This is a genomic window from Stenotrophomonas sp. Steno-Z10-HUANG, from assembly GCF_056393075.1.
This window is the reverse complement of the sequence record NZ_JBWJPA010000010.1, coordinates 93,680-110,388: the sequence shown is the minus strand read 5'-3', so window position 1 is coordinate 110,388 and position 16,709 is coordinate 93,680. Positions and strand designations below refer to the sequence as shown.

Sequence of the window (16,709 nt, the reverse complement as noted above, 5' to 3'; positions counted from 1 at the left end):
GTCAACACGCCCTGCCTACGCGCCCGACGCGCTACGCGCGCCGGGTCCACTCCGCCAGCGGGATTTTTCGACGAGACCCAGCTGCGATGCAGCTGGGGCCGGGGCAGTCGCCTCACGGCGCCAGCCCGCTCACCGGGGCGAAGCAGTGCTTCGCCTGTTTCCGGTTCGCCCCTGTCTCGTCGAAAAACGACGTGCTCGCCCGCTTCGCAGCCGAGTCCGGGGCAGGCGCCGTGCGGCGCCCGCCCGTCCGGCGGGGCGAAGCAGTGCTTCGCCTGTTTCCGCCGAACCCATGCTCGCCGCCCCTGCGGGGTCTTGTCCGTCGGCTCCGTCGCTGCGGAAGGGGATCCGGAAGTCAGAAGCCAAGGCAGAAGCCAAGGCAGAGGCAAACGCAGAGGCAAAGGCAGAGGCAAAGACAAAGGCAAAGGCAAAGGCAGAATCAACGGCAACGGCTGCAATGACAGGAGCCCGCACGGGGCGGGCTCCAGGGGGCTTCGGGATGCGCGGAAAGCGTAACGCCAGGCAGGCTCAGTCGCGCAGGACCGCCAGCGCCATCGCCTCCAGCCGCGGCAGGTCGAGGATCTCCACGTCGCGCTGCTTGATGTGCAGCAGCCCGTCCTGCTCGAACCGGCGCAGCACCCGGCTTACCGTTTCCGGCGCCTGGCGCAGGTAGTTGGCGATATCGGTGCGGGCCATCGTCAGCTGGAACCGGCGCGGCGAGAAGCCGCGCGCGGCCAGGCGTCGCGACAGGCCGATCAGGAATGCCGCCATGCGCTCATCGGCGCTGTTGTCGCGCGCGAACAGCGAGGCCACGCCGATGTCGCGGCTCATCAGTTTGAACAGGTGTTGCTGCAGGTTGGGCAGGCGCGTGGCCAGCAGCGCGATGCGCGGGAACGAGAAACGGCACAGCATCACCGTGTCCAGCGCCACCGCATTGCAGGGATAGCGGTCGCCGTGGATCGCGTTCAGGCCGATCACCTCGCCCGGCAGGTGGAAGCCCAGCACCTGCTCGTGGCCGTTGCGGTCGGTCTGGTAGGTCTTGACCGTGCCGGCGCGGACCGCGGCGATCGCGCCGAACGGGTCGCCCTCGCGGAATACGTGCTCGCCGGCGCGCAGCGGGCCGACATGCTCGACCAGCACGTGCAGGTCGGCCAGCGCGCCCTTGTCCATGCCCTCGGACAGGCACGCCTGCGAGAACGCGCAGGTGGAACAGAACGTCAGGGCGTCGCCGTCGTCGGCGACGATGCGCGCGTCGGTACGCGGAAAGACCAGCGGCGAACTCATTCGGGCACTCCCGTCGGGGTTACACCGTACGCGAGAAGCACGGCGTCGCTGCGGCGGCGGTGGGCAGGTGGCGGTCGAAGCACATGGCGATGATACGCAACAGCAGGCGCCCCCGCGAGGTCGCCGCCAGGCCGTTGGCGGACAGCTCCACCAGCCCGTCCTGCTGCAGCGCCTGCAGCCGCTGCAGCGCCGTTGCGAAATAATTCGGGAACTCGATCACATGCCGCCGCTCGATGTCGCCGAAGTCCAGGGTGCCGTGGCACATCAGCTGCTGGATCACATCGGCGCGGATCAGGTCGTCTTCTTCCAGGCGCAGGCCGCGCCAGACCGGCAGGTGGCCGCGGTCGATGGCCTGCTCCCAGCTGCCGAGGTCGCGCGGGTTCTGGCTGAAGCTGGGGCCGATGTGGCTGATGGCGCTGACCCCCAGGCCGATCAGGTCGCTTTCGGCATGGGTGGTGTAGCCCATGAAGTTGCGGTGCAGGCTGCCATTGCGCTGGGCCACCGCCAGGCTGTCGTCGGGCAGGGCGAAGTGGTCCATGCCGATGTAGACGTAGCCGGCCTGGCCGAGCCTGTCGATCGCGCACTGCAGCAGCGCAAGCCTGGCCTCTGGCGCGGGCAGCGCGCTGGCGTCGATGCGCTGCTGCGGGCGGAACATCGACGGCAGGTGCGCATAGCCGTAGATCGCCAGCCGCTCCGGGCGCGCCTGCAGGGTGATGTCCAGGGTGCGCGAGAAGCCTTCCAGGGTCTGCCGCGGCAAGCCGTAGATCAGGTCCACGTTGACCGAGCGCAGCCCATGCCGGCGGCAGGCGTCGATGACCGCCAGGGTCTGTTCCACGCCCTGGATGCGGTTGACCGCGCGCTGCACCTCGGGGTCGAAGTCCTGCACCCCGAGGCTGGCGCGGTTGAAGCCGGCCGCGGCCAGTTCGCCGATCTGTCCGGGGCTGATGAAGCGCGGGTCCAGTTCGATCGAGCAGTCCAGGCGCGCGGCCGGGGCGAAGGAGAAATGCCGGCGCAGCACGTCCATGGCCTCGGCGATCTGCGCCGGGGCGAGGAAGTTGGGGGTGCCGCCGCCGAAGTGGACCTGCTCGACGTCGCGGTCGCGGTCGAACAGCGTGGACATCATCGCCATCTCGCGGTACAGCCGGGTCAGGTAGGCGGCGCCGCGCGCGGTGTCGCGGGTGATGATGCGGTTGCAGCCGCAGTAGAAGCAGGGGCTGGTGCAGAACGGGATGTGCAGGTACAGCGACAGCGGGCGCGGGATCGGGTCGCCGTTGCTGGTCGCCGCCATCTCCAGCAGGTCGATTTCCTGGAACCCCGGGGTGAACTGCGGGGCGGTCGGATAGGAGGTGTAACGTGGCCCCGGTGCGTCGTAGCGCCGCAGCAGTTCGGGGTCGAACAGGGGAGACGGAGTGTCCATTGCGGCAGCCTAGGCAGGCACCGGCGGCTTGTCCTTGACGTGCGTCAACCGCGCCGCGCCGGGCCCCTGTCGCAGGCCACGGAGGGCGCCGGTTCGCCCCGGCCCGCACGGCGGGCGCGCCAGCCCCGGCGTGCAGGCTGCTGCGTTGCCGCAGGCGACGGTCACATGCGCCCGGTAAACTGCTTTCATTTGCAACCGGAGGAACCATGGCCACTCATCGTCCCGTTTCGCTGATCGGTGTGCCCACCGACGTCGGTGCCGGCCACCGCGGCGCGCGCCTGGGACCGGAGGCGCTGCGCATTGCCGGGCTGCCCGAGGCGCTGGCCGCGCGTGGCGTGGCCGTGCGCGACGTCGGCAACCTGCAGGGGCCGCGCAACCCATGGACCGAACCGGTGGGCGGGTACCGTCACCTGGACGAGGTGGTGGCGTGGAACCACGCGCTGATGGAGGCGACCCTGGTCGAACTGCGTGACGGGCGCCTGCCGATCATGCTCGGTGGCGACCACTGCCTGGGCATCGGTTCGATCACCGCGGTGGCGCGCTGGTGCCGCGAGCAGGGCAAGCAGCTGCGCGTGCTGTGGCTGGACGCGCATTCGGATTTCAACACCTCCGAAGTCACCCCATCGGGCAACATCCACGGCATGCCGGTGGCGTGCCTGTGCGGGCTCGGCCCGGAGGCGCTGACCCGGCTCGGCGGCGACGCACCGGCGATCTCGCCGCAGCAGGTGCGGCAGATCGGCATCCGCTCGGTGGACCAGGACGAGAAGCGCCTGATCAAACAGCACCAGGTGGACGTGTACGACATGCGCTACATCGACGAGAGCGGCATGAAGCGGGCGATGGAGGCCGCGCTCGAGGGCGTCGACGCCAATACCCACCTGCACGTCAGCTTCGACGTGGATTTCCTCGACCCGAGCATCGCCCCGGGCGTCGGCACCACGGTGCCCGGCGGGGTCAACTACCGCGAGGCGCAGCTGGTGATGGAGATGATCGCCGACACCGGATTGATGGGCTCGCTGGACATCGTCGAGCTCAACCCGTTGCTGGACCGCCGCAACCGTACCGCCAAGCTCGCGGTCGACCTGGTCGAGAGCCTGTTCGGGAAATCGACCCTGATGCGCGATTGACGGCGGCACGACGTCGCTGAACCCGCACCGGCGGCGTTCACGCCCGCTGCACGTGAATGCCGCCAGATTCCTCTCCACACGCGGCGTCGCCACCCGGCGGCCGCCAGTCGAGCAGAGGAGAAACCTGATGAAGCGAGTACTGATGCTGGCCCTGCTGGCAATGTTTTCGGCGGGAACGCTCAGCGCCTGCAACACCGTCGCCGGCGCCGGCAAGGACATGCAGAAGGCCGGTGAGAAGGTCGAGGACAAGGCCCACGACTGCAGCGACGGCAAGTGTTGATCCCCGCCGCGGTCCCTGCGGGCCGCGCCATCCAAGAGCCACCCAGGAGATAGACATGAAGCGCATGGTTGCCCTGATGATGCTGTCGCTGTTCTCGATCGCGGTGCTGTCCGGCTGCAATACCGTTGCCGGTGCCGGCAAGGACGTGCAGAAGGCCGGCGAGAAGGTGGAGGACGCAGCCAAGCGCTGACCCACGGCGATTGGTGTACGTGGAGAAGGCCGGCATCCTGCCGGCCTTTTTCGTTACCGGATCCGGTGCAAGCTGAAGCGCCGTTCAAGAACATCAGCGCTTGCACACAAATCGTCGATGCCCTGCCAACATTCGCGCCTGCATGCTGTCCGTGCGGCGGAGCTGCCGCCATTCCCCCGAAGAAAAGCAAGGAGACACGCATGAACAAAGACATCATTTCCGGCAAGTGGAGCCAGCTCAAGGGCAAGGCGCAGGCCAAGTGGGGCGATCTGACCGACGACGACTTCAAGGTGGCCGAGGGCAACGCCGAGTACCTCGCCGGGCGCCTGCAGGAGCGCTATGGCTGGGCCAAGGACCGCGCCGAGAAGGAAGTGCGCGACTTCCAGGACACGCTGCACCGGGATCATCCGGACTGGCGCTGAACCAGCGCGCCACCTCCCCCCGCAGCATCCGGACGGGCCGCATCACGCGGCCCGTCCGGCGTCTGTGCGATCAGCGCCAGCGCGGCGGCGGGTCGGGCACGAAGCCGCCCGGGAACGCTCGCGGCGTGGAATCCCGGCGCTGGCCCGGCACGATGCCCATCCGTGCCAGGCGCGCCCGCGTGTCGTAGCGGACCTGGGTGACCTGGATGGGCGCGTGGCTGGCGCGCTCGAAGACGGTGGCGTGGCTGGCCGATGCCTCGCGCCCGCCATGGCCGGTGCCCAGTTGCTGGCGTTCGCGGCCGGCGGCAGCGGCCGCCGATGCCGGTGCGTCCATCGCGCGCCCGGCCCGCGCGTCCTGGGCGCGCAGCGGCGCGGGCCGTGGCGCCGGCGCCGCGGCGATGGGCAGCGGCCGCGCTTCGGCGAACACCGCAATGCCGACCACACCGACATCGGCCGGTCGGCCGGTGCGGCTGGCGTAGCTGTCGCCGCGGTCGGTGAACACGAACTGCGCCACCTCCGCCGACGACTTGCGCCAGCCGGTGATTTCGCTGTCCTGCCAGGGCTCGAGCACGTAGCCGGCCTGGTCCGGCGCCGCGGTCTGGCCGCTGATGGCGTTGACCCCGTCCACCGACAGCACCACCAGCACGCGCTCGCCGCTGAGGTTGCGCAGGCGCACCGCATAGCGGTGCCCCGGGGTGCCGGCGACCCACTGCTGGCCGCGATGCAGGTACGGCGTGGCTTCATCGCCGCTGTCGCGGTCGACCAGCGACAGCGCCACCGGCATCGGCGGAGGCAGCGGTGGCGCCGGGCGGAAGCCGCACAGGGCGAGGATGGCAAGCAGGCAGACGGGGAAGCGGTACATGGCGGGCTCCGTTGGCGGGGACGCGGCCATGAACGGATGGGTGCGGGCGGCGGGGTTGGCGCGCGGCGGTTACACTGGGCCGGTTAATCCGTCCGTCACGTCTGCGTTCATGACTACCCGCGTCCTTACCGGCATCACCCCCTCCGGCACTCCCCACCTCGGCAACTACGTCGGCGCCATCCGCCCGGCCATCGCCGCCAGCCGCGCGCCGGGGATCGAAAGCTTCTTCTTCCTGGCCGACCTGCACAGCCTGATCAAGTCGCAGGAGCCCGAGCGCACCCAGCGCTCGACCCTGGAGATCGCCGCCAGCTGGCTGGCCTGCGGCCTGGACCCGGACTCGGTGTGGTTCTACCGGCAGAGCGACATCCCGGAAACCACCGAGCTGATGTGGTTCCTGACCGTGGTCGCCGGCAAGGGCATCCTCAACCGCGCCCACGCCTACAAGGCGGCCGTGGACAAGAACCGCGAGGAGCAGCTGGACGACGATGCCGGCATCACCGCCGGGCTGTTCATGTACCCGGTGCTGATGGCCGCCGACATCCTGATCTTCAATGCCCACAAGGTGCCGGTCGGCCGCGACCAGATCCAGCACATCGAGATGGCGCGCGATTTCGCCCAGCGCTTCAACCACATCTACGGCAAGGAGTATTTCACCCTGCCGGAAGTGATCATCGACGAGCAGGTGGCGACCCTGGCGGGCCTGGACGGCCGCAAGATGAGCAAGAGCTACCACAACACCATCCCGCTGTTCGTCCCGCGCGAGGAGCTGAGGAAGCTGGTGTTCTCGATCGTCACCGATTCGCGCGCGCCCGGCGAACCCAAGGACACCGAGGGCTCGGCGCTGTTCCAGATGTACCAGGCCTTCGCCACCCCGGAACAGACCGCCGCGTTCGCGCAGGCCTTTGCCGCCGGCATCGGCTGGGGCGATGCCAAGCAGCAGCTGTTCGAGCGCATCGACGGCGAACTGTCGCCGCTGCGCGAGCGCTACAACGCGCTGATGGCCGAGCCGGAGAAGATCGAGGCGATCCTGCGCCGCCGCGGCCAGCAGCTGCGCGAGCAGTTCGCCATCCCGCTGCTGAAGGAACTGCGCCACGCGGTGGGGCTGCGCGACCTGTCCAGCGCCGGCGACGCGCCGAAGGCCGTGGCCGCGGCCAAGGCCGCGCTGCCGCTGTTCAAGCAGTACCGCGAGAAGGACGGCCGGTTCTACTTCAAGCTGCTCGACGGCGAGGGCCAGCTGCTGGTGCAGAGCGAAGGCTTCGATTCGCCGCGCGACGCCGGCCAGCTGATCGCCGTGCTCAAGCAGGCCGAGCAGGGCGATGCGCTGCAGAGCGAGCTGTTCCGCCTGGAGGCCGGCGTCGAGCCGGTGCTGGCGGCATTGCGCCAGTTGCGCGAAGCGGACTGACACGGACACGGCGCCCCGCGCCGCCCACCACCCGCCATGGCGCGCGCCCGTCCGGCGTGCGCCGCACATGGAGCTGACGATGGCCTGGTTGTCGTTGTTGCTGTTCCTGCCCTGGTTCGCGGTGATGGCCGCGCTGTACTGGTGGTTCCCGCGGCATCCGCGGCACCGCGCGCGCACCGTGTACGACACCGCCATGCTGGTGCTGGCACTGCTGGTCAGCATCGGCCTGATGCATTGGGGCTACCGCATCGGCGCGGCCGAGATGGATGCCGACAGCCTGTGGCGGCAGATCCTGGCGGTGCTCTATGCCTATGGCGGTTTCCTTGCGGTGATGGTGCTGGCGCTGCTGCTGCGGCCGCGGGTGCTGCGCCACGCCTGACCTGGGGTGGCCACGGGCGCGACGACAGCCGTGGCCGCCGGCGCCCGCGCGACGAAAGCCGTATTGCGGTGCCCGCCATGCCGGTGACAGCATCGGCGTGCCACCCGGGAGCCGACACATGCCTGCCGCGCACGCCATCCACGTCATCGACACCGCCTTCCAGCGCGACCACTTCGATGCCGCCTATCTGCTGGTGAACAACGGCCGCGGCGCCTTCATCGACTGCGGCACCAGCCATGCGCTGCCGCGCCTGCTGGCGGCCATCGCCGACGCCGGGCTCGGCGTGGACGCCATCGACTGGGTGATCCTGACCCACGTCCACCTGGACCACGCCGGCGGCGCCGGTGCGCTGATGCGGCAGCTGCCCAACGCACGCCTGCTGGTGCACCCGCGCGGCGCGCCGCACATGATCGACCCGGCGCGGCTGGTGGCCGGCGCCACCGCGGTCTACGGCGAGGCGGAGATGGCGCGCAGCTACGGGCAGATCGTGCCGGTGGCGGCCGAGCGCGTGGTGGTGGCCGAAGACGGCCATCGCCTGTCGCTGGGCGGACGTGAACTGCTGTGCATCGACACCCCCGGCCATGCCCGCCACCACCTGTGCGTGTGGGATGCGGCCAGCCGCAGCTGGTTCACCGGCGACACCTTCGGCCTGTCCTACCGCGAACTGGACAGCGCCCGCGGCGCGTTCATCATCCCCACCACCTCGCCGGTGCAGTTCGAACCCGATGCGCTGCACGCCTCGATCGAGCGGCTGATGGCGCGGGCCCCGCAGGCGATGTACCTGACCCACTATGGCCGCGTGCAGGACGCCGCGCGGCTGGCCGCCGACCTGCACGCGCAGATCGACGCGATGACCGCCATCGCCCGCGCCTGCGATGGCCGCGGCGACCGCCACCGCGCGCTGGTGGCGGCGCTGGGCGCGCTGTACCTGGAGCGCGCCCGCGCGCATGGCTGCCGGCTCGACGACGCCGGCGTGCTGCGCGTGCTCGAGATGGACATCGAGCTCAACGCGCAGGGGCTGGCGTGCTGGCTGGACCGCGCGAAGCCGTAGCTGCCGGGCGCGCCCGGCACGGGGCATCGTCGTTGCAGCTTCATGCGCGGCAAGCCCCGCATCTACGGGTAAAATCCCGCAATCCTCCTGTTGTCTGGTGCCGCCGTGAATCCGATGCGCATGCTGTTGCTGTCGTCCTGCCTGTTCGTCGGCGGCATCGCCAGCGCCGCCAACGACCTGCCCGGCGGCGGCATCGACCCGGCGGCGCTGTCGCGGCATGTGCGCATGCTGGCCTCGGACGAGTTCGAAGGCCGCGCCCCGGCCACCGCCGGCGAGCAGCGCACCGTCGATTACCTGGTCGAGCAGTTCCGCCTGGCCGGCGTGCAGCCGGGCGGCAAGGACGGCAGCTGGGTGCAGGAGGTGCCGCTGGTGCGCGCGCAGGTCGACGGCGCGGTCGACGCCAGCCTGCGGCTGGCTGGCAAGCGCCTGCCGCTGGCCAACGGCGAGGACGTGACCCTGCAGAGCCTCAGCCCGCTCGGCGCGGTGGATCTGAAGGACGTGCCGATGGTGTTCGTCGGCTACGGCATCGACGCGCCGGAACGGCGCTGGAACGATTACAAGGACGTCGACCTGCGCGGCAAGATCGCGGTGGTGCTGATCAACGACGCCGATTTCGAGGCCGACGCACCGGGCGCGTTCGACGGCAGGGCGGTGACCTACTACGGCCGCTGGACCTACAAGTTCGAGGAAGCCGCGCGGCGTGGCGCCGAAGGCGTGCTGATCGTGCACGAGACCGCGCCGGCGGCGTATCCGTGGGCGACGGTGAAGGCGTCCGGCACCTCGCCGCTGTTCGACATCCAGCGCAGCGAGGCCGATGCGCGCGCGCTGCACACCCCGCTGCGTGGCTGGATGCAGCGCACGCTGGCCGAGCGCATCTTCGCCGCGGCCGGGCTGGATTTCGACGCGGAGAAGCGCAGGGCGATGCGCGCCGACTTCCACCCGGTGGAACTGGGCGACGCACGCCTGTCGGCGCGCTTCAAGGTCAAGCGCGAACCGGTGGTCACCCGCAACGTGGTGGCGAAGCTGGAAGGCGCGACGCATCCGGACGAATCGGTGATCTTCTCCGCGCACTGGGATGCGTTCGGCATCGGCCAGCCCGACGCCAGCGGTGACACCGTGCGCCATGGCGCCATCGACAACGCCACCGGCGTGGCCTCGGTGCTGGAACTGGCGCGGGTGTTCGCCGCCGGCCCGCGCCCGCAGCGCACGCTGTACTTCATCGCCCTGACCGCGGAGGAAAAGGGCCTGCTGGGTGCCAGCTACTACGCCGAGCATCCGCTGGCGCCGCTGGAGACCACGGCCGCGGTCCTGAACATCGAGATGTTCAGCCCCGACGGCGAGACCGCCGACATCGCCACCTGGGGCAAGGGCCGGGTTTCGCTGGAGGCGGACGTGGACCGCGTCGCGCGGGCGCGCGGCCGCCGCTGGTCGCCGGACCCGAACCTGGAAGCGGGCTTCTTCTACCGCGCCGACCATTTCGCCTTCGCCCGCAAGGGCGTGCCGGCGATCACCGTCGGCGCCGGCCTGGACAAGCGCGACGGCGGCGTCGCCGCCGGGCGCGCGCTGCGCGATGCCTATTTCGCCCGCTGCTACCACCAGGCCTGCGACGCATGGTCGCCGCAGTGGGACCCGCGTGGCCTGGCCGCCGACACGCTGCTGGTCTACGACCTGGGCCTGGAGCTGGCCAACAGCCGGCGCTGGCCGGCGTGGGACCAGGGCGCGGAGTTCGAGGCCGCGCGCGAAGCGAGCGACACCGCCAGGCGCTGACCGCAGGCATGCCGCGGCGCGTGCCTGCGCCTGCTCCGCGGTTGCGTCCACCCGGCGGAACGTGCGCCCGGCGGGCAGGCATCGCGCATGCACGCGGGCGCCTGCGGTTGCGCCTCGCTCCACTGGCCGGCGTGCCGCCGGGTGCGGCTGCGCAGGGGCCAATGCGCAGCCCGGAAAGTAGCGGCGTGGGCGACGCATGCCGGGGGCCGGCCGCGGCGGATACAGCATGCCGTTTTTCGGGCTGATCGGCGGCGTCGTGGTGCCCTAGAATCCGCATTCCCCGGATGGCGGTACCTGCCCCATGTCTGCGCCCCCCACCACATCGGCTGCTCCACGGAGCGGCCTTGTCGTACTGGCCCTGCTCCTCGTGTACGTGGTCTGGGGTTCGACCTATCTCGGCATCCACCTGGCGCTGGAAGGCGGCATGCCGCCGCTGTCGGTGATCTCCGGCACCCGCTTCGTGATCGCCGGCGGGGTGCTGTACGCGCTGCTGCGCTGGCGCGGCGTGCCCGCGCCGACGCGCGCGCAGTGGCCGACCCTGGCGGTGATGGGCTTCAGCCTGCTGTTCCTGGGCAACGGCATGGTGGTCATGGCCGAGCGCGACGTGTCCTCCGGGCTGGCCGCGGTGGCGGTGGCCTCGGTGCCGTTGTGGATGGCGCTGTTCTCCGCCTTCCGCGGACAGAAGGTGACCGCTGGCGAATGGCTGGGCATCGCGGTCGGTTTCGCCGGCGTGCTGTGGCTCAACGCCGGCAGCAGCCTGACCGCGACCCCGGCCGGACTGGTGTTCCTGCTGGTGGCACCGCTGGGCTGGGCGGCCGGCTCGATCTGGTCGCGCGGGCGCGACCTGCCGTCGCCGTTCATGACCGCCGCCGCGCAGATGCTGTGCGGTGGCGCGATTCTGGTGGTGGCCGGGCTGCTGCGCGGCGAGCGCATGGACGGGCCGCCATCGCTGCAGGGCATGCTGGCGGTGGGCTACCTGACCGTGTTCGGTTCGATCGTCGCCTTCACCGCCTACGTGTGGCTGCTGCACAACGTGCGCCCGGTGCTGGCCAGCAGCTATGCCTACGTCAACCCGGTGATCGCGGTGGCGCTGGGCGCGTGGATCGCGCACGAGCGCTTCAGTGCGGCGGACATCGGTGCGATGGCGGTCATCCTGGCCGGCGTCGTGGTCATCACCCTGGCCCGGCTGCGCCGCGCATGACGCCCGCGCACGAGCACCGCAACGGCCTGCTGGCGACCACCCTGGCGTTCGTCATCTGGGGGCTGTTCCCGCTGTACTGGCGGTTGCTGATCGAGGTGCCGTCGTTCCTGATCATCGCCCACCGGGTGATCTGGAGCGCGGTGCTGCTGGTCGGCGGCCTGGCCATCGTGCGTGGCTGGGGCTGGCTGCGCGAGGTGTGGGCCACGCCGCGGCGGTTCTGGCTGCTGGGCCTGTCGAGCCTGCTGATCGGCGCCAACTGGAGCCTGTACATCTGGGCGGTGAATGCCGGCCACGTGGTCGAGACCAGCCTGGGCTACTTCATCAACCCGCTGCTGAGCGTGGTGCTGGGCGTGGTGGTGCTGCGCGAGCGCCTGGGCCGCCTGCAATGGCTGGCGGTGGCGCTGGCGGCGCTGGGCGTGGCCTGGCTGACCTGGCAGAGCGGGCGCGCGCCGTGGATCGCCATCGGGTTGTCCATCACCTTCGGCCTGTACGGACTGCTGCGCAAACTGGTGGTGGTCGAGGCGGTGACCGGGCTGGGCGTGGAAAGCCTGTTCATGCTGGCGCCGGCGCTGGCCTTCGCGCTGTGGGCGGAGAACGGCCATGGCGGCGGCTTCATCTCCGGCTGGGGCTGGCGCAACGACGCGCTGCTGGTGCTGGCCGGCGTGGTCAGCGCGGTGCCACTGATCGCCTTCGCCTACGGCGTGCGCCGCATCCCGTTGTCGGTGGTCGGGCTGCTGCAGTACATCGGCCCGACGCTGCAGTTCCTGATAGGTGTGCTGGTCCTGCACGAACCGTTCGCGTCCTCGCAGCTGGTCGGCTTCGGGTTGATCTGGGCCGGGCTGGCGGTGTTCGCCGTCAACGGCGTGCGTGCGGCCGCGCGCTCACGAACCCGGGCGCCCGCCGCCTAGGCCCTGCCGCCCGCCAGGGGGCGGCCGCGCCGGTGCCGGCGCTCCTCGACGGCGCTCCGGCGTGAGCGCTGCCGCGTCCGCCCGGTGCGTCCACCCCGAGGCGGGCGCGGCGGGCAACGGACACGGCCCGCCGTCGTTGCCGGCGCGCGCGAACCAGTCCTCGACCACGCCGGAGAGGCGATCCAGCCGCAGCGGCAGGGTCAGGTGGTCCTCGCCCGCCAGTTCCAGGTAGCGCGCGCGTGGCGCGGCGGCGGCCAGCGCGCGGCCCTGCGCCACCGGGATGTGGGCATCGTCGCGGCCGTGCAGCAGCAGCACGCAGGCCGGCACCTGCGCCAGCGCCTGGCCCACGTCCACGCGGTCCAGGTCGAGGCCGAGCCGGCGGTCGGCGGCGGCGATGGCCTGGTCCAGCCCGCTGCCGCCGTACTGCCAGCGCGCCAGCGGCAGCGCCAGGTAGTCGCCCAGGCGCTCGGGCGGCCGCGACAGCATGTGCGGCACCATCGCGCGGATCGCCTGGCCGGCGTTGTCGAAGGACTCCATCGCCACCACGCTGCGCAGCCGCGGGCCGAGCTCGCGCGCGGCGAAGATGGCGGTGGCCGCGCCGTAGGACACGCCGAGCAGGTGCACCGGGCCGCTGATCTCGCCGCGGGCATCGAGCGCGCGCAGCGCGGCGGCCACATCCTGGCCCTCGCGCGTGCCGTAGCCGGACGGCGCCTGTCCGGAGCGGCCGTGGTTGCGCAGGTCCAGGGCGATGGTGCGGTAGCCGCCCTGCGCCAGCTGCAGCGCCCAAGGCAGCAGCGAGCCGCCGTCCATCATCCAGCCATGCAGCAGGATCACCGTGCCGCGCGGTGCGGGCGGGGCCGCGCCCGCCGCCGGCGCACTGGCCTGCATCGAGAACTCGGGGAAGCGTTCGCCCTGGCCGAGGTAGCGGTAATGCAGGCGGTAGTCGCCCGGATCGAAAGCGAGCCAGTGCAGCGCCACGCCGCCGTCGCCGGGCACCTGGCCCTGGCGGTGCGGCAGGCGCGCGAGCAGGGCATCGATGCGCGCGCTGGGCACCATCGGCGAGGTGCCGCCGGGCGCGGCCAGGCGCGCGCTGAGCGACAGCGGCGGCATCGGCGAAGACAGGGCGAAGCCGGCCAGCATCACGCAGACGCCGGCCAGCGCCAGCGAACGCAGCATGGCGGAGATCCAAAAAAAAAATGGGAGGGTCGCCACGGTAGCGGCTGCGCCGCGGCGGCTCTACCGCGCGTCGATGACAAATGCATGACCGTTGTGTGGTGTTTGGTTTCGCGCCGCGCCGGGCGGGCCGGGCGCCGGAAAAGGCAAAGGCACCTTGCGGTGCCTTTGCCGGTTGCAACGGGTCGGGATCCGGGGATCAGAAGCGCTGCTGGTACTTCATGTACATGAAGCGGCCGATGTCGAAGCCGCCGTAGTAGGTGAAGCTGCTGTTGGGCTGGCTGTACATCACCGGGCCGACGTGCTTGAAGACGTTGTTCACGCCCAGCGACACGGTGCCGTTCCACGGCAGGCTGTAGCGCACCTGCAGGTCATGGAAGGTGTTGGCGCCGACCTTGCGGCTGGGCTGCACGTCGGTGTACGCGGAACGGAAGTCGGGCAGGTTGCACTCCGGGCCGCCATCCAGATCGTACGAGCACTTCTCCTTCATGCCCGAGTAGTAGCGCGTGGTCCAGCCGATGCCCAGGTCGCCGTACTGCCAGTCGAGGCTGAGGTTGGAGCGCACGCGGAAGTTGCCGCCCCAGCCGGTGAATTCCTCGACCGGGGTGCTGTCCACATTGTCGCTCTTGCGCGACAGGTAGTCGACGTAGGTGGTGTTCCAGCTGACCGCGAAGCGGCCGATGGCCAGTTCCGGCAGGCGGTAGCGCACGCCGAGGTCATAGCCGGCGGTTTCCTGGTAGCCGGCATTGTTGAGCGAGCGGTTCATGCCGCTGACCTGGCCCTTGTTGCTGCCGGAGGTGTAGCGGGTGAAGCGCGAGCATGCCGAGGCGATGCCCTGCACGTAGCACTGGTTGAGGATGTCGGTGGCCGACTCGCCGACGATGACGTTGTCGATGCGGATCTTCCACCAGTCCAGGCTCAGGTCCAGGCCGCTGACGAAGTCCGGGCTGTAGACCACGCCCACGGTCCAGGTCTTGGCGGTCTCGGGCTTCAGGTCCGGGTTGGAGCCGGAGGTGAAGTCGGTCACCGCCTGCACGCCGGAGGTGCTGGCCAGTTCGCCGTCGCCGGTCTTCTGGCGGAAGCCGGCGCCCAGGCCGGCGGCGGTGCAGCGCGCGGCCACTTCGGCATTGCGCGCGGCGGCGCCGAACGCGCGGTCGCACGGGTCGGTGATGCGGTCGCGGGTGGTCACCGTGCCGCCGTACAGGTCATCCACGGTGGGCGCGCGGAAGCCGGTGCCGTAGGTGGCGCGGACCAGCAGGTCGTCGACCGGCTTCCACTTCAGGCCGAACTTGCCGTTGGTGGTGCCGCCGAAGTTGTCGTAGTCCGAGTAGCGCCCGGCCACGTCCAGCGACAGCTCGCGCGCGAACGGCAGGTCGGCCAGCAGCGGCACCTGCAGTTCCAGGTAGACCTCGTCCAGCGTGTAGTCGCCACGGGTCGGCTGGCCGCTGGTGCCGGCGATCTCGCCGTTCTGCACCATCAGGTCCGGGGTGTAGCTGGCTTCCTCGCTGCGGTGCTCCACGCCCATCGCGGCCATGATGTCGCCGGCCGGCAGGCTGAACAGCGAGCCGGAGATGTTGGCGCTGACCACCTTGGTGGTGCTCTGGATGTCATCGACGAAGCTGCGGAACAGGTAGTCGCGCACGGCCGGGTCGCCGCTGAGCGAGCCGGGGCTGTTGCTGCCCATCGGCGCCAGCGGGTTCCACGGCACGCAGCCCTGGATCACGTTGTCCGGGGTGCCGCAGCGGGCCACGCCGTTGGCATCGATGAAGGAGGCGCCCACCGCCTTGTTGACGTTGGGCTGGTACATGCTCTGCAGCGTGCGGCGCTCGCCCTCGTTGCGGTTGAACATGTAGCCCACGTTCCAGTCCCAGAAGCGCGAACCGGTCTCGAAGCTGCCTTCCAGGCCGACGCTGGCGCGCTTGGTGGTCAGGCTGTTGTTGGTCGCGCGCGGGAACTCCTCGGTGCGGTGCGAGAACAGCACGTCCTTGCCCCAGTGGTTGAACGCACTGTCCTTGGACAGCATCGCGCGGGTGCCGCTGGCGGCCTGCGCCGAGGACACCGAGTACGGGTAGCCGGCCAGCTGCTTGACCGACTCGCGCTCGCTGTACAGCACGTCGGCGACCACGCGCAGGTCGTCGCTGATCTGGAAGCCGCCGTTGGCGAACGCCGAGCGGCGCTCCAGCCCGGACAGCAGGGTCATGTTGGTCTTGGTGTTGGCGTAGGCCGAACGGTCGAGCGGCTTGAAGTCCTCCACCTTGGACGGGTCGCCGCCGGGGCCGACGCTGAGCACCTTGCCATCGACCGTGACCGAACCCCAGGCGGTGGTGCCGTTGAGGCCGTCGGTGGGGTGGTAGGGGCCGTTCGGATAGGCGGTGAACTCGCGTGCGCCGCCCAGCACCGGGTCTTCCTTCACCTTCTCGGCGCCGATGGTGACCCAGCCGCGCGCGAAGGTCTTGCCCCAGGTGGCGCTGTAGGAACGCTTCTGGCCGTCGCCTTCGCCGTACTGGCCGACATAGGCATTGGCCTGGCCGCCGTCGAAGTTCTTGCGGGTGATGATGTTGACCACGCCGGCGATGGCGTCCGAGCCGTACAGCGCCGAGGCGCCGTCGGTCAGCACTTCAACGCGCTCGACGATCGCCGACGGGATCGAACCCACGTCGGAGTAGCCGCCGGCGCTCACGCCCATGCGGCGGCCGTCGACCAGCACCAGGCTGCGCTCCGGGCCGAGGTTGCGCAGGCTGACGAACATGCCGCCGTAATCGCGCGCCGAGGACAGCGCCGAGGCGCGGCTCAGCGCCGGCGCGCCGGCCGCGGTGACGTCCTGCAGGATGTCGGCGACGTTGACGTAGCCCTTCTTCTCGATCTCGGCGCGGCTCAGCGCGATGACCGGCTTGGCGGTCTCGACGCTGGCCTGGCGGATGCGCGAGCCGGTGATCTCGACGCGGTCCAGGGTGGTGGTGCCGTCATTGCCGGACTGCGCCAAGGCGGGGGCGCTGCATGCGGTGGCCAGGGCCAGCGCGATGGCGGAGCGAAGCGGGGTCGACTTCAGGTACATCGGTTTTCCTTTACTGACTACGAAAAAAAGGCGCCCGGGAAGGGCGCCCTGAACAGATGCGATCACCGTTGGGGGAGGGACGCGGCATCCGTGCCATGCAGCTGCGCTGCCCGCCGGGTTTCCAGCGGGCGCGCATCATGGACCAAACGGATCGATGCGTGAAGAGGCAAACTCCGCCATTGCCGGCCGATCGC

Annotated in this window: 15 protein-coding genes; 10 read left to right on the top strand and 5 right to left on the bottom strand. The window is 70.5% G+C overall.

Features of this window, described 5'->3' with window-relative positions; translation table 11 throughout:
• Nucleotides 1-525: 525 nt before the first annotated feature.
• The gene (locus AC06E6_RS13585) at nt 526-1,281 is read right to left on the bottom strand and encodes a helix-turn-helix domain-containing protein (RefSeq protein WP_104939804.1); all 756 of its coding nucleotides are present in this window, start codon (nt 1,279-1,281) and stop codon (nt 526-528) included.
• A gap of 19 nt (nt 1,282-1,300) precedes the next feature.
• Nucleotides 1,301-2,698: an oxygen-independent coproporphyrinogen III oxidase gene (gene hemN / locus AC06E6_RS13580; RefSeq protein WP_240212446.1), complete on the bottom strand. Its 1,398-nt coding sequence runs from the start codon at nt 2,696-2,698 to the stop codon at nt 1,301-1,303.
• A gap of 206 nt (nt 2,699-2,904) precedes the next feature.
• Between hemN and rocF the strand changes: the two genes are divergently transcribed.
• The 4 genes from rocF (at nt 2,905) to AC06E6_RS13560 (ending at nt 4,717) form a co-directional block, all read left to right on the top strand.
• The gene (rocF, locus tag AC06E6_RS13575; RefSeq protein WP_104939802.1) at nt 2,905-3,825 is read left to right on the top strand and encodes an arginase; all 921 of its coding nucleotides are present in this window, start codon (nt 2,905-2,907) and stop codon (nt 3,823-3,825) included.
• A gap of 127 nt (nt 3,826-3,952) precedes the next feature.
• The gene (locus AC06E6_RS13570; RefSeq protein WP_054667986.1) at nt 3,953-4,105 is read left to right on the top strand and encodes an entericidin A/B family lipoprotein; all 153 of its coding nucleotides are present in this window, start codon (nt 3,953-3,955) and stop codon (nt 4,103-4,105) included.
• Between the two features lie 55 nt (nt 4,106-4,160).
• A complete protein-coding gene (locus AC06E6_RS13565; protein WP_054667984.1) occupies nt 4,161-4,295 on the top strand; it encodes an entericidin A/B family lipoprotein in 135 nt (44 codons plus the stop codon).
• Nucleotides 4,296-4,495: 200 nt separating this feature from the next.
• Nucleotides 4,496-4,717: a CsbD family protein gene (locus tag AC06E6_RS13560; RefSeq protein WP_054667983.1), complete on the top strand. Its 222-nt coding sequence runs from the start codon at nt 4,496-4,498 to the stop codon at nt 4,715-4,717.
• Nucleotides 4,718-4,787: 70 nt separating this feature from the next.
• Here the strand turns inward: AC06E6_RS13560 and AC06E6_RS13555 are convergent, their stop codons facing one another.
• Nucleotides 4,788-5,579, bottom strand: a complete 792-nt coding sequence (locus tag AC06E6_RS13555; protein ID WP_478061686.1) for a hypothetical protein — start codon at nt 5,577-5,579, stop codon at nt 4,788-4,790.
• Between the two features lie 109 nt (nt 5,580-5,688).
• Between AC06E6_RS13555 and AC06E6_RS13550 the strand changes: the two genes are divergently transcribed.
• The 6 genes from AC06E6_RS13550 (at nt 5,689) to rarD (ending at nt 12,287) form a co-directional block, all read left to right on the top strand.
• Nucleotides 5,689-6,981: a tryptophan--tRNA ligase gene (locus AC06E6_RS13550; RefSeq protein ID WP_161615356.1), complete on the top strand. Its 1,293-nt coding sequence runs from the start codon at nt 5,689-5,691 to the stop codon at nt 6,979-6,981.
• A 79-nt stretch (nt 6,982-7,060) separates the two neighbouring features.
• A complete protein-coding gene (locus AC06E6_RS13545) occupies nt 7,061-7,360 on the top strand; it encodes a hypothetical protein (RefSeq protein WP_161615355.1) in 300 nt (99 codons plus the stop codon).
• Between the two features lie 118 nt (nt 7,361-7,478).
• The gene (locus tag AC06E6_RS13540; RefSeq protein WP_478061684.1) at nt 7,479-8,411 is read left to right on the top strand and encodes an MBL fold metallo-hydrolase; all 933 of its coding nucleotides are present in this window, start codon (nt 7,479-7,481) and stop codon (nt 8,409-8,411) included.
• A 114-nt stretch (nt 8,412-8,525) separates the two neighbouring features.
• Nucleotides 8,526-10,178, top strand: a complete 1,653-nt coding sequence (locus tag AC06E6_RS13535; protein WP_240212553.1) for a M28 family metallopeptidase — start codon at nt 8,526-8,528, stop codon at nt 10,176-10,178.
• Nucleotides 10,179-10,479: 301 nt separating this feature from the next.
• Complete coding sequence (gene yedA, locus AC06E6_RS13530) at nt 10,480-11,379, top strand: drug/metabolite exporter YedA (protein WP_240212442.1); 900 nt, start codon at nt 10,480-10,482, stop codon at nt 11,377-11,379.
• The gene (gene rarD, locus AC06E6_RS13525) at nt 11,376-12,287 is read left to right on the top strand and encodes an EamA family transporter RarD (RefSeq protein WP_104939796.1); all 912 of its coding nucleotides are present in this window, start codon (nt 11,376-11,378) and stop codon (nt 12,285-12,287) included. Before yedA ends, rarD begins: the two co-directional genes overlap by 4 nt.
• Here rarD and AC06E6_RS13520 read toward each other — a convergent pair.
• Nucleotides 12,261-13,463, bottom strand: coding sequence for an alpha/beta fold hydrolase (locus tag AC06E6_RS13520; protein WP_240212441.1), 1,203 nt, complete (start codon nt 13,461-13,463; stop codon nt 12,261-12,263). The genes rarD and AC06E6_RS13520 overlap by 27 nt on opposite strands.
• Before the next feature lie 196 nt (nt 13,464-13,659).
• Nucleotides 13,660-16,515 (bottom strand): TonB-dependent receptor, encoded by a 2,856-nt coding sequence (locus AC06E6_RS13515; RefSeq protein ID WP_240212440.1) that lies wholly within the window; start codon nt 16,513-16,515, stop codon nt 13,660-13,662.
• Between the last annotated feature and the right edge of the window lie 194 nt (nt 16,516-16,709).

What these genes read in the sequence shown, in the direction of transcription:
- AC06E6_RS13515 (WP_240212440.1), bottom strand. Translation starts at nt 16,515, where the DNA reads ATGTACCTGAAGTCGACCCCGCTTCGCTCCGCCATCGCGCTGGCCCTG.
- AC06E6_RS13545 (WP_161615355.1), top strand. Translation starts at nt 7,061, where the DNA reads ATGGCCTGGTTGTCGTTGTTGCTGTTCCTGCCCTGGTTCGCGGTGATG.
- yedA (WP_240212442.1), top strand. Translation starts at nt 10,480, where the DNA reads ATGTCTGCGCCCCCCACCACATCGGCTGCTCCACGGAGCGGCCTTGTC.
- AC06E6_RS13585 (WP_104939804.1), bottom strand. Translation starts at nt 1,281, where the DNA reads ATGAGTTCGCCGCTGGTCTTTCCGCGTACCGACGCGCGCATCGTCGCC.
- AC06E6_RS13520 (WP_240212441.1), bottom strand. Translation starts at nt 13,463, where the DNA reads ATGCTGCGTTCGCTGGCGCTGGCCGGCGTCTGCGTGATGCTGGCCGGC.
- AC06E6_RS13570 (WP_054667986.1), top strand. Translation starts at nt 3,953, where the DNA reads ATGAAGCGAGTACTGATGCTGGCCCTGCTGGCAATGTTTTCGGCGGGA.
- AC06E6_RS13535 (WP_240212553.1), top strand. Translation starts at nt 8,526, where the DNA reads ATGCGCATGCTGTTGCTGTCGTCCTGCCTGTTCGTCGGCGGCATCGCC.
- AC06E6_RS13565 (WP_054667984.1), top strand. Translation starts at nt 4,161, where the DNA reads ATGAAGCGCATGGTTGCCCTGATGATGCTGTCGCTGTTCTCGATCGCG.
- AC06E6_RS13550 (WP_161615356.1), top strand. Translation starts at nt 5,689, where the DNA reads ATGACTACCCGCGTCCTTACCGGCATCACCCCCTCCGGCACTCCCCAC.
- AC06E6_RS13555 (WP_478061686.1), bottom strand. Translation starts at nt 5,579, where the DNA reads ATGTACCGCTTCCCCGTCTGCCTGCTTGCCATCCTCGCCCTGTGCGGC.
- rarD (WP_104939796.1), top strand. Translation starts at nt 11,376, where the DNA reads ATGACGCCCGCGCACGAGCACCGCAACGGCCTGCTGGCGACCACCCTG.
- rocF (WP_104939802.1), top strand. Translation starts at nt 2,905, where the DNA reads ATGGCCACTCATCGTCCCGTTTCGCTGATCGGTGTGCCCACCGACGTC.
- AC06E6_RS13560 (WP_054667983.1), top strand. Translation starts at nt 4,496, where the DNA reads ATGAACAAAGACATCATTTCCGGCAAGTGGAGCCAGCTCAAGGGCAAG.
- AC06E6_RS13540 (WP_478061684.1), top strand. Translation starts at nt 7,479, where the DNA reads ATGCCTGCCGCGCACGCCATCCACGTCATCGACACCGCCTTCCAGCGC.
- hemN (WP_240212446.1), bottom strand. Translation starts at nt 2,698, where the DNA reads ATGGACACTCCGTCTCCCCTGTTCGACCCCGAACTGCTGCGGCGCTAC.